The sequence below is a fragment of the Stenotrophomonas sp. STEN018 genome (genome assembly GCF_056760235.1).
In genome coordinates, this window is the sequence record NZ_JBRREK010000016.1 from 42,628 (window position 1) to 54,239 (window position 11,612).

At 64.0% G+C, this 11,612-nt stretch carries 8 protein-coding genes; all 8 read left to right on the forward strand.

Translation table 11 applies throughout. The annotated features are described in order from the left end of the window. Positions 1-24: 24 nt before the first annotated feature. The 8 genes from ACVOMB_RS08475 to ACVOMB_RS08510 all read left to right on the forward strand — a co-directional run bounded on the left by ACVOMB_RS08475 (position 25) and on the right by ACVOMB_RS08510 (position 11,607). Entirely contained in the window at positions 25-2,043 is a 2,019-nt protein-coding gene (locus ACVOMB_RS08475; RefSeq protein ID WP_481530757.1) for a type VI secretion system Vgr family protein, read from the forward strand. A gap of 5 nt (positions 2,044-2,048) precedes the next feature. Further along, positions 2,049-2,594, forward strand: a complete 546-nt coding sequence (locus tag ACVOMB_RS08480) for a DUF6931 family protein (RefSeq protein ID WP_481530758.1) — start codon at positions 2,049-2,051, stop codon at positions 2,592-2,594. A 55-nt stretch (positions 2,595-2,649) separates the two neighbouring features. Continuing rightward, positions 2,650-3,984, forward strand: a complete 1,335-nt coding sequence (tagH, locus tag ACVOMB_RS08485; protein WP_481530759.1) for a type VI secretion system-associated FHA domain protein TagH — start codon at positions 2,650-2,652, stop codon at positions 3,982-3,984. A 158-nt stretch (positions 3,985-4,142) separates the two neighbouring features. Further along, on the forward strand, positions 4,143-5,480 hold the full coding sequence (tssK, locus tag ACVOMB_RS08490) for a type VI secretion system baseplate subunit TssK (RefSeq protein WP_481530760.1): 1,338 nt from the start codon (positions 4,143-4,145) through the stop codon (positions 5,478-5,480). Between the two features lie 4 nt (positions 5,481-5,484). After that, positions 5,485-6,723 (forward strand): type IVB secretion system protein IcmH/DotU, encoded by a 1,239-nt coding sequence (gene icmH, locus ACVOMB_RS08495; RefSeq protein WP_481530761.1) that lies wholly within the window; start codon positions 5,485-5,487, stop codon positions 6,721-6,723. Continuing rightward, entirely contained in the window at positions 6,720-10,244 is a 3,525-nt protein-coding gene (gene tssM / locus ACVOMB_RS08500) for a type VI secretion system membrane subunit TssM (protein ID WP_481530762.1), read from the forward strand. Before icmH ends, tssM begins: the two co-directional genes overlap by 4 nt. A 2-nt stretch (positions 10,245-10,246) precedes the next feature. After that, positions 10,247-10,894: a type VI secretion system-associated protein TagF gene (gene tagF / locus ACVOMB_RS08505; RefSeq protein WP_481530763.1), complete on the forward strand. Its 648-nt coding sequence runs from the start codon at positions 10,247-10,249 to the stop codon at positions 10,892-10,894. Beyond that, positions 10,891-11,607 carry a PP2C family protein-serine/threonine phosphatase gene (locus ACVOMB_RS08510; protein WP_481530764.1) on the forward strand — a complete coding sequence of 239 codons (717 nt, stop codon included), beginning with the start codon at positions 10,891-10,893 and terminating at the stop codon, positions 11,605-11,607. Before tagF ends, ACVOMB_RS08510 begins: the two co-directional genes overlap by 4 nt. Positions 11,608-11,612: the final 5 nt, after the last annotated feature.

The following is an 11,612-nucleotide window of genomic DNA, read 5'->3' on the forward strand; positions in this document are numbered from 1 at the left end:
ATTTCCTTGAGTTACGGATTGATGATGGCACGCACGATCTCCCTGCATTCTGAGCTCGGCGAGCAGCTCCGGTTCGTGCGGCTGCAGGCCAGCGAGGCCTTGGGCCAGCCCTTCAGGTACGAGATCGAAGGGCTGTGCGGCAACGCCAGTCCTGATCTACCAGCACTGTTGGGCACACCGATGACAGTGTCGTTGGATGTTGACGGCAAGCAGCGTCACTTTCACGGCATCATCGCCGCGGTCGAGCAGCTCGATGGGGTGGTAATCGATGGCCTGGTCAATGTGCGGTTGTCGTTCGCGGTGGTGCCAAAGCTCTGGTTGCTGAGCAGGCGCCAGGATTGCCGTATCCATGTCGACATGAGTGTGCCGGACATCGCCCGCAAGTACCTGTCCGAGATCGGCTATAGCGACGTGCGGATGAGCCTGTCGGGGACCTACCCACCGCGCGAGTACTGCGTGCAGTACAACGAAAGTGGCTGGGATTTCGTGTCGCGCCTGCTTGAGCAGGAGGGCATCTATTACTACTTCGAGAACGCGCATGGCAAGCATACGCTGGTGCTGGCCGACGGCATTGGTGGCCACGGGCGGTTGGCACCGTTCGAGGTCATGCAGTGGCAGAGCGCAGCCGCGGCGACGGGCGGACACCAGGCTGCGGTGAGCAATTGGCGTCACCGTCTGCAGGTGCATCCAACGCGCTATCAACTCGATGAGTACGACCCACTCAAGCCACGCGCAAGCCTGCTGGGTGACGAGCGCCTCGGCGGGGAGGGGCTGCATGGCGTTGGCGGGCTGGAAGGCTACCAGTGGCACGGTGCACATCCAGTGCAAGCAGATGGGCGGCGCTACGCGCAGGTGCGGGCAGAGGCACATAACGTCGAGCGTTCCTGCTTCCAGGGCCACACCAATGCATGGGGCCTGGGCGTCGGCCAGCTGTTCAAGCTGGAACATGGGCCGCAGGCGGACTGGAACCAGGAGTACCTGGTGACCTCCGCGCAGACCGTGCTCGAGGAAGGTGAGGCCGCGGGTGGAGGGGTAACGGTATCCTGCGAATTCCAGGCGTTGCCGGGAAAACTGCCCTACCGCTCGGCCATCGCTACGCCGCGCCCGCGCATCGCTGGAGTGCAGAGCGCGGTGGTTGCCGGCGAGAGCGAGGAAGACATCGCCGTCGACAAGAATGGCCGCGTACAGGTGAACTTCCATTGGAGCAAGCCCGGCCGGCAGCATGCGCAGGTATCCTGCCCGGTGCGTGTTGCCTCTGCGTGGGCTGGCAAAGGATGGGGCATACAGGCAATTCCGCGGGTGGGGCAGGAGGTGCTTGTTGCCTTCCTGGACGGTGATCCGGATAGGCCGCTGATCGTTGGCAGCGTTTTCAATGCCGACCACATGCCGCCGTACCCGCTGCCCGAGCAGCGCACCCGTAGCGGCATACGCAGCCGCAGCCATCCAGATGGCGGTGCCGCCGACTGCAATGAGATCTGTTTTGAGGATCGCAAGGGCAGCGAGGACTTCTTGTTGCACGCGCAGAAAGACATGCATGTCGAGGTTGAGAACGATCAGCTGCTGTTGATCGAGCACGACCAGCAGTTGGACGTGCGCAATGATCAGCGCTACACAATCGACAACGATCAGCTCGGCAAGGTAAAGCACGATCGCAGGATCGAGGTTGACAACGAGGAGCAGCTCACCGTTGGTGCGAATGCAACCACCACGGTGCAGAAGAAATTGAAGCTCGATGCAGGCTCGGAGATCGAGCTGGTCACGGGTGCATCCAGCATCGTGATGAAAAGCTCCGGTGAGATCACCATCAAGGGGGTCAAGATCGTGATCGAGGGGTCGCAGGCGGTCAACGTCGAGGGCAAGGTACAGGTCAACATCAAGGCCGGGGCGACCATGGACATCGGTGCCGGGGCAAGCCTGAAGATGCACTCCGATGCGATGCTGCAGGTGCAGGCCGGTGCCCAGGCCGAGGTCAAGGCGCCGATGCTGAACCTGTCTGCTGATGCGCTGGCCAAAATGGCCGCGCCGCTGATCCTGATCGGGTGACCTGCATGGATGCCAGCCAAACCATGGTCTTTGCCGACGCATGCGACCAAATGCAGATCGATCCAGCGGCGCGCGCGTTGCTCAAGAGTGGGATGACTGCGCCGGGCGCGGTCCGCGCGCTGTTCGAGGCTGGGCATGATCAGGCCGCACTGCAGTTGGCCGCGCGGGTAATGCCAAAACGCTACGTGGTCGCTTGGCTGTGTCAATGCGCGCGCGGGCAGGCGTTGGAGCCAGAGGCCCGTGCGGGCGCGGCGTTGGCGGAGCGTTGGTTGCGTGAGCCTACTGAACAGCACCGTCGTGCAGCGTTCGAGTATGCCAACGCAGGTGGCTATGGGAGTGTGGGTGCGTGGTTTGCGGCAAGCGCGGGCTGGGCCGAGGGCAGTTTGGCGCCTGTCGGTCAGCAGGTGGTGGTGCCCCCGGAGCATCTCACTGCGCGCGCCGTGGTGGCTGCGCTGAACCTGTTGGCGGCAATCGACACAGCGAATTTCCACGAGCGCCGTGCAGGCTATGTTCGACAGGCGCTGGCCGTGCTCGATGGCATGGCCGGATGACTCTGTAGTCACAGCACCTGCCTACACAACCTGTTTCACCTGGAGTACTACCTACGTGTCTTCCCAGCAGAACCTGATCCTTACCGTCAGCGGTCGTCACGCCTCCCAATTTGGCAGCTCCGCGCAGAAGACTTTCATCCAGCAGGGCGGGAGCATCGGCCGTGCCGAGGACTGTGACTGGGTGCTACCGGCATCCGGCGTGTCGCGGGTGCACGCGATGGTGCGCTATCTCAATGGGATGTACTTCATCGAGGACCGCAGCACCAATGGCATGCTGCTCAACGGCGCCAACCTGACGCGTGGCGAGCCGGCGATGCTGGGGGATACGGACCGGCTGCAGGTGGATAGTTTCGAAATCGAAGTTCGTCTGCAGACCATCGGCGCGCCTGGTCCTCTGCCGCTTGCCAGCGACGAGTACAACCCGGACCTGACCCAGGTGGCTTTCAGTCCTGCTACGAGGGCACCCGTCGCAACCGGCCCGGTGGAGGATCCGTTCGACCATTTGTGGCAGGGCATCGGCGCAAGCCAGGAGCCGCCGGCGATGGTGGCGTCGCCGGCAGCACCGGGTCCATCAGCTGGGGCCGGCCGTGATCATGTCGACCTGATGATGGTGCTGGGGGCGCCGCTTGAACTGGACCCGTTGCAGCTGCTGCAGGCAAGTGCGCCAGCGCCGCGGCCCGTACCGGCGCAGAGTGACGGGTCCGCATGGCATCACAGTGCCTCTTCGCAGGACCACTTCCGTCCGCCAAGCGTGCTCGGCGCGGGCGCGCAGCTGCCTGAGGACTGGGATTTGTCCGGCGACGATCACCCGTCAGCCACGGCGAAGCCACCGGCCGCATCGCACGCGGTCGGCGTGCCAAGCGTGGGGCGTGATATGGAGCAGGACAGGATCCTGCGCATTGTCACCGAAGGAGTGATGGAGGTCCTGCGTGCGCGCGCCGAGGTCAAGAACAGTTTTCGGCTGCCGGTGACGGTGATCCAGCGTACGGAGAACAATCCACTCAAGTTCGCAGCCACCGCGCAGGACGCGCTGCACAAGATCGGCGGTGGCGAAGGCGGTGCCTTCCTGACGGGCGCAGCGGCGTTTGAAGACGCCTTTGACGATATCCGTTGCCATCAGATGGCGATGCTGGCGGGTATGCGCGCAGGCTATGACGCGGTGCTGCGGAGCTTCGATCCTGATCGTCTGGAGCAGGATGTGGACCGCGATGGACGTCGCTTTGGCCTTGGTGGCAAAGGCCGCTACTGGGAGCGCTATCGAGCGCAGTATCAGGCGCTGTCGCGGGATCCAGATGATTGTTTCCGTCGTTTGTTTGGCGAGGATTTCGCCCGCGCTTACGAAACGCAGCTGGCACGCTACAAAAGCTCACGCAGGTCTGAGACGAAATGACGGGCTGCTGCCCCACCTCAGTAGCCAGAATCGCCGCAACCCATCATCGCTCGCGCGTACCGCGCTTGACGGTGAGAACGGGCCGGCGGGAATGTCCGGTTCACGATTTCTGACCGGTGTAGCAAGGGCCTGCACACCGCAACCTGCGAGCAGAGCCGATGGCATACAGCAACAAGGTCGTCTGGAGTGAAGGTTTGTTCCTTCGCCCCCAGCATCTACAGCAGCAGGAACGCTACATCGAGCGTTACGTCGAGTTGCGCACGACGCCGTTGCAGGCCCATGGCTGGGGCTTCAGCGAGTTGGAGCTGGAAACCGACCTGCTGGCGGTGGGCAAGCTGGGCGTGCGTCGCGCACGCGGCGTGTTTGCCGACGGCACGCCGTTCGCGATGCCCGGTGACGATCCATTGCCGCCGCCGCTGGAGCTGGACCTCAATGCGCGTGACCAGACCATCTATCTGACGCTGCCGCTGCGACAACCCGCGCAACCGGATATCGGCCGGCCCGAATCGCCGCAGGACCAGCTTTATCGCTATGGCGTAAGAGAGCTGGAAGCACTGGACAATTCCGGCAGCGTCGATGAGCGCGTGTTGATGGAAGTCGCCGGGCTCAGCACGCGGCTGGCATTGGCCTCGCAGCCGTTGGAAGGTCTGGCGCGGATACCGCTTGCGCAACTGGTGGAGGTGCGAGCCGACCGACGTGCTCAGTTGGATGACGGATTCATCGCCAGCGTTACTGCCTGCGAAGCCGCGCCAAGGCTGGCTACGTTTCTGGTCGAGCTGCTCGGTTTGCTGCACCAGCGCGGTGAAGCCTTGGCTGCGCGGGTGGCGGTCAGCGACCGTGGTGGCGCAGCGGAGATCGCCGACTTCCTGATGCTGCAGCTGGTCAACCGCTGGCAGCCACGTCTGGCCTATTGGGCCGCAGTTCCCCGTCTGCACCCGGAAGCCCTGTACACCGAGCTGCTGGCACTGGCTGGGGAACTGGCCACGTTCACTGCGCCGGGCAAGCGTCCGCCAGCATTTGCTCCCTATCTGCACGATGCCCAACGTGAGAGCTTTGAGCCGTTGATTGCCGCGCTGCGCGCCAGCCTCAGTGCGGTGCTTGAGCAGACCGCACTGGCGATACCGGTGCAGGCGCGCAAATTTGGTGTATGGGTGGCGGTGATTCCGGACCCGGGTTTGCTTGACGGTGCTCAGTTCGTGCTGGCCGCCAAGGCGGACCTGCCTGCCGATGACCTGCGCCGGCGGTTGCCGGCGATGGCCAAGATCGGCCCGGTTGAACAGATTCGCGACCTGGTCAACCTGCAGCTGCCGGGTATAGCCCTGGCCCCGATGGCCGTGGCGCCACGGCAGATCCCGTACCACGCCGGCCATGTCTATTTTGAATTCGACAAACAGACACCGATGTGGCGTGCGTTGCAAGGCGCCGGCGGTCTTGCGTTCCATCTGGGCAACGAGTTCCCGGGCATAACGCTGCAACTCTGGGCGATCAGGGGGTAGGGCGATGAATGCACGTGATTGGAAGAGCCCCGTGCAGTCGGTTGCTGCTGACAACGATGCGACCCAGACCGGGATCGGTGACTTCGTCAACGGCAGTCTCAACCCGTTGACGCAGGCAGCCACCCCCTTGTTGCTGCTGGCCGAGCAGTTGCGCCGCAGCACCTACGCGCCGGATGTGATGCGCTTGCGTGAGCAGGCAGAAGCACAGATACGCAAGTTCGAGGCGCGTGTGCGCGAAGCGCGCTGCAGTCCGGAGTCGGTGATGACCGCGCGCTATGTGCTGTGCGCGGCGCTGGACGAAGCGGTGTTGAACGCCCCCTGGGGTGAACGCAGTGGTTGGGCGCAGCGCACCCTGCTGGTGACATTCCACGGCGAGTCCTATGGCGGCTCCAAGTTTTTCGCCATCCTTGACCATCTGCGCGAGGACGTGCCGCGGCACATCGAGTTGCTGGAGCTGCTGTACCTGTGCCTGGCAATGGGCTTTGCAGGGCGCTACCAGATTGAACCGGACGGGGCGATGCGGCTGTCATCCATCCAGGACGATCTGTATCGCAGCATCCGCAGCCAGCGCGGGACCGCGCCGGACGGGCTGTCCCCGCAGTGGCAGGGCATCGAAGACAGGCGCTCGCGGTTATGGCGATGGCTGCCGCTGTGGGTGGTGAGCATTGCCGCTGCCTGTCTGGTTCTCGGCGTGTTCCTGTGGTTGCACACCAGGCTCAACGACCTCTCCGCGCCGATCAGCGCGCAGGTGGCGACGATTGGATTGCAGAACGGGCGGGTACCCGATGATGCGCGACCGGCCCCGAGGTTGCGCTTGGGTGAGCTGTTGGCACCCGAGCAGCGTGCCGGGCTGTTGACCGTGGAGGATCAGCCCGATGGTAATGCGCGGGTGCGCATTAACGGCAGTGCGATGTTCGCCTCTGGTGGTGTCGAAGTGGACCCGACGCAGCAGCCCTTGTTGGGCAAGGTCGCGGCGGCTCTGGATCTGCTGCCGGGACGGGTGGTCATCGTCGGTCACACCGACGATCAGCCCGTACGTTCGTTGACCTACAAAGACAACTTCGCGTTGTCGGCAGCGCGTGCGCAGGCAGTCGCACGCGCGCTGGGGCGTGGTTTGCGCGATCCCGCACGGGTGGAGTTCACCGGCGCAGGTGACTCGCAACCGCTGGCACGACCGACGCAGTCGGCGGAAAACCGCGCGCGCAATCGCCGCGTGGAAATTCTCTACCAGCCGGGAGATTGATGATGGCTGTGGTGTTGGAAAAACTGCGTCGTGGTGGCTGGGTGATCCTGCTTGGGGTGATCCTGCTGGCCGCGCTGGTCTGGTTTGGCGGTCCCTATCTCGGGCTGGCTGGGCGCCAGCCGCTGGCCGGGGCCTGGGCGCGCCTGTTGTTCCTGGCGGTGCTCGCGGTGCTGGCGTTGGCGACGTGGGCAGTACGCAGCTGGTTGCAGCGACGCCGTGCCAGTCGCATGGCTACCGCGCTGGGTGACGGTGATGATGTGGCGCAGCGCAGCGCGGGCGAAAGGCGCCAACTGGAGAGCCGGTTTCACGAGGCCATGCAGTTGCTGCGTCGGCGTCCGGGCAGCCGCAATCTGTACGCCCTGCCGTGGTATGCGGTGATCGGCCCGCCGGGCTCGGGCAAGACCACGCTGTTGCAGCACTCTGGCCTGCGCTTTCCATTGGAAGCCCGCTTTGGCAATGAATCGGTACGCGGCGTTGGCGGCACCCGCCAGTGCGATTGGTGGTTTACCGATGAGGCGGTGTTCCTGGATACCGCAGGGCGCTACACCACGCATGATTCGGACCGCGCGGTAGACGCAAGTGGATGGCAGGATTTCCTGCGCCTGTTGCGCCGGCACCGTCCGCGTCAGCCGCTCAACGGTGTGGTTGTCACGATGAGCCTGTCGGATCTGCTCACGCTGGACCCGGGCGAGCGTCAATTGCATGCGCAGGCGATCCGGCGACGTCTGGATGAGCTGCATCAGCAGCTGCATCTGCAGGTGCCGGTGTATCTGGTGGTGACCAAGTGTGACCTGCTTGCCGGCTTCAGCGAATTTTTCGACGATCTGAGCCCGCAGCAGCGGGCACAGGTCTGGGGCACTTCGTTCCCGCTGCAGAAATCGATTGACGGTAGCGCAGCGCTGGCGTTCTCCGAGGCGTTCGCACGCCTGCTGGACCGGCTCAACGCGCGCCTGCTGCAACGCCTGCACGATGAGCGCGATGGTAGCCGGCGGGCGGCGATGCTGGCATTCCCGCAGCAGTTCGCCACCATCGGTGATGTGGCGCGGCAGTTCATCGAAGCGGCCTTCAGTGGTCAGGCGCTGGCACCTGCACCGATGTTGCGCGGCGTTTATCTGACCTCGGGTACCCAGGAGGGAACGCCGATAGATCGGATGCTGGGTGCCGTGGCCCGCACGTTTGGTCTGGATGCGCAGCGTGCTCCTGAGCCCAACGCGCAACCCAGGACGTTCTTCATCGAACAGCTGCTGCGCTCGGTGGTACTACGCGAATCTGGTCTGGCCGGTTTCAGTCCACAACGGGAGCGACGGCGCACCGTGCTGCACGCGGCAGGGTGCATTGCGGCGCTGCTGGTGGCCGCGGTGTGCAGCTTCGGGATGTTAGCCAGCTATAGCGGTAACCGTGACTATCTTGCGCAGGTGCAACGGGCAATGGACGACCGCCCGCAGGTTGCAGATCCTTCCGCCGCCAAGGATCTGCGCGGTTACTACGAGCGTACGCTGCAGCGCCTGCAGGCAGTGGACTCGGTAGCCAAAGTGGCGCGTGCTCCGGCCGACAAGCCGTGGTCGCAGAGCTGGGGGCTGTATCAGCGTGAAGCCATCGGCGAGGAGCTGCAGCAGGCGCAAGCACGTGAGATGAATGCCCTGCTGATACCTGGGCTGGCGACACAGTTGCGGCGCGGCCTGCAGAAGTCCGCAGCCGAACCGCAGGCGCTGTACTACTACCTCAAGGGCTACTTGATGCTGGGTGATCCAGCACACATGCAGGCTGCGGAGTTGCGCACACTTGCGGGCTTGGATGCACAGCGCTTGTTCGAGGACGATCCTGTGCTGGTGAAAGCGCTGGATGCACAGGTGGCGATGCTGCTCGAGCAGCCTGGTCGGCTGCGGGTCATCACGCCAGAACCGCTGCTGGTGGAACAGGCACGCAATACCTTGCGCTCAGCCAACCTTGCCACGCTGGTATACAGCAACCTCAAGCTCTCCGCGCAGGCACAACCGCGGCCGTCGTTGCGGCTTGATCGTGCCTTGGGCCTGCTGGCTGATGCGTTCCGTCGCCGCAGTGGCGTGGCACTATCCGCGCCCTGGCCAGCGTTGTATACGCAGCCGGTATTTGCCGAGCTGGCGACGACGGGGATTGATGAATCGGTTGCGCAGTTTGTTGCCGATGACTGGGTCATTGGAAGTCAGCCGATGGATGAGCTGACGCGCGCGCGCCTGGCTGGCGAGGTGTTGCGTCTCTATGAGCAGGACTACATACGTGCCTGGAATGGCCTGCTCGGCGACCTGCAATTGGTCAGTGACAGCGGTAGCGACGGCGCCTCATCGACGCTGGCCAAGGTTGCCGGCCCCAGCTCGCCATTGCGTCTGTTGTTGGTGCTGGTGGGCGAGCACACCCAGAACATGATGCGTGCACCGGTGCAGAGTGCGGCAGAGAAGGCCGCAGATGCTGCGGCGGGGAAAGCCGCAGCCGCGGCAGGAAAGGCTGCAGCGCAAGCGACAGGCGCTGTGCCGGGCGGTGCCGCCTTGAAAGCGGCACTTGCGAGCAAGGGCAGTGGTGCGGCCCCGGTCGAGCCGGGTGCTGCGATCAGCGAGCACTTTGCCGCCCTGGCCCAGCTATGCGCCGGGGCTGCCGGCGCGACGCCGTTGGACCAGGTGCTGGCCACCTTCCAACGGCTGGGTCAGGACCTGCTGGCTCCGGCTGGGACCAGCACCGGCACTCCTGCGGAAGCGCTGCTGTTGGCCCGGCAGCAGGCCGCGCAGTTGCCGCCACCGGTATCGGGCTGGTTGCTTGGGCTGACCGGTGAAAGCTCGGTGCAGCTCAATCGTCAGGCCCAGGCGCAGGTGGATGCCAAAGTGGCGCAGTCGATAGCACAGGTGTGCAGACAGTTCGTCGATGGCCGCTACCCGTTCGACCCAGGCGCCGTTGCCGAGATTCCTGTGCAGAATTTTGGGGAGTTGTTCGGCCATGGAGGGCGCTTCGACACGCTGTACCGCGAAACCCTGGCGGGATTGCTCGATACCAGTGGCGCGCGCTGGCAGTGGAAGGACGCAGCCAACGCGGCCGCGAGTGATCCAGCACTGCCAACACACATGCAACTGGCCGATGTGATCAAGCGCAAGTACTTCCGCGACGGCAATCTGCCCGAGGTGGGGTTCACCTTGCTGGCACCGGAGCTCGGTGAGGGTGTATCGCGGTTGGACATCGACATTGATGGCCAGCATTACGACTACCGCGAAGGTGCCCCGCCAAGCATGCCGATGAGATGGCCGGGGCCAACCCCGGGACGCGTCTCGTTCACCGCTTTCGATGCCGCCGGCAAGCGCTTGGGCGGCGTTGTCTATCTGGGGGACTGGGCGTTCATCCGCGCATTGCAGGCATCGCAGCTGCGTGCCGAGTCGGATCTGCGATATGTCGCCACGTTGGACCTGGAGGGCCATGGTGCGCAGTTGCCCCTGCAGGCGGCGAATCTGCGTCATCCCTTTCTGGACGGCGATGTCAGCCGGTTCCGGTGCGGGAGTTGATGATGGGCTTGAGTAGTGCCAACGCAGACAGTGGTTTTTACGGAAAGCTGCCGTGGCTGGGCGATTTCGTGCAGCGTCGCTTGCCGCAGGGACTGGTGCAGGCTTGGGACGCACACGTGAGCCAGTTGCTGCCGACCGTGCCTGCGTGGGCGACGGCAAGCGCTGCACGCATCAGGCCGTGGGCTTTCCTCTGTGCGCCTGCAACCTGCGGGAGCAGCGCGTTCGCAGGCGTGGTTGCGCCTGGCGTGGACCGCGTGGGGCGGCGCTTTCCGCTGCTGATTGGCAAGGTGATCCGGGCCGATACGGATGCTGGTGGGTTGCTGCGGCCAAACCTGCCCTGGTTCGACGCAGCCTGGTGCCTGCATGTCGCGGTAGCCAGTGGCACGGTTGGCAGCATCGAAGAGTTCAATGAGCGGGTGCTGGCGCTTGATGGTGAGGACAGTGGCTGCGCGTCTGATGAAACGCTCCGCAGCAGCGAAATCGGGCCTGTATTGCGTGAACGTCGGGAGCTGTGGGCGCGCTGCCTGGAGCAGGGCGGCAGCATCTGGTGGCGCGACGCAACGGTGTCCTGTGCGCTACCTGGTCTGCCGCAGACGCATGACTGCCTGCAGGCAATGCTGGTCGAACGTTCGATGGAGGTGGATGCATGAATGCAGTAGCCCAACCCTATGCGTCAGCAGGGCATACCGATACCGGTAAAGTGCGGCGTCTGAATGAGGATGCCATTCTCTGTCGTGACGAAATCGGGCTATGGGTAGTTGCTGATGGTCTTGGTGGACACTCCGCCGGAGACTATGCGAGCGCGCTGATCGTGCAGCGGCTTGGGGCCATGCAGCGGCAGGGAGACATTGCCGATTTTGTCGAGGCGATCGAGGACGAGCTTGAGAAAGTCAATGGCGAGCTGCTGCAGCGTGCCCATGCCCAGCAGGTAGATGTGATCGGTTCAACGGTGGTCGTGCTGGTCTACGACCGGGACTTCATGCTGTGTGGATGGGTGGGCGACAGCCGCGCCTACGGCATGTCAGGTGGGGGCCTGCGCCAGCTGACGCGTGACCATGTACACGGCATGCGTGACGACGTCACTCAATTTTCCGGTGCTGGTGCAAACGCTGGTGCATTGACGCGCGCGGTGGGTGCACAGGAACCGCTGTTGATCGATTGGGTTGTGGCCAGTCACGCCAGTGGAACTCCGTTCCTGTTGTGTACCGACGGTATCAACAAGGAAATTCCCGATGCTGAGTTGGATATGGAATGTCGTCGAGTGCGCGAGCCGCGCGCGTTACTTACGCGATTGTTTGAATTGGCGCTTGGGCGAGCCGCCCGCGACAACGTATCAGCCGTTGTCGTGCGTATCCAGGAGTAAAGAAC

Excerpts from the sequence above, each read along its gene's own strand:
- ACVOMB_RS08475 (WP_481530757.1), top strand. The coding sequence starts at position 25 with ATGGCACGCACGATCTCCCTGCATTCTGAGCTCGGCGAGCAGCTCCGG.
- ACVOMB_RS08480 (WP_481530758.1), top strand. The coding sequence starts at position 2,049 with ATGGATGCCAGCCAAACCATGGTCTTTGCCGACGCATGCGACCAAATG.
- tssK (WP_481530760.1), top strand. The coding sequence starts at position 4,143 with ATGGCATACAGCAACAAGGTCGTCTGGAGTGAAGGTTTGTTCCTTCGC.
- icmH (WP_481530761.1), top strand. The coding sequence starts at position 5,485 with ATGAATGCACGTGATTGGAAGAGCCCCGTGCAGTCGGTTGCTGCTGAC.
- tagF (WP_481530763.1), top strand. The coding sequence starts at position 10,247 with ATGGGCTTGAGTAGTGCCAACGCAGACAGTGGTTTTTACGGAAAGCTG.
- ACVOMB_RS08510 (WP_481530764.1), top strand. The coding sequence starts at position 10,891 with ATGAATGCAGTAGCCCAACCCTATGCGTCAGCAGGGCATACCGATACC.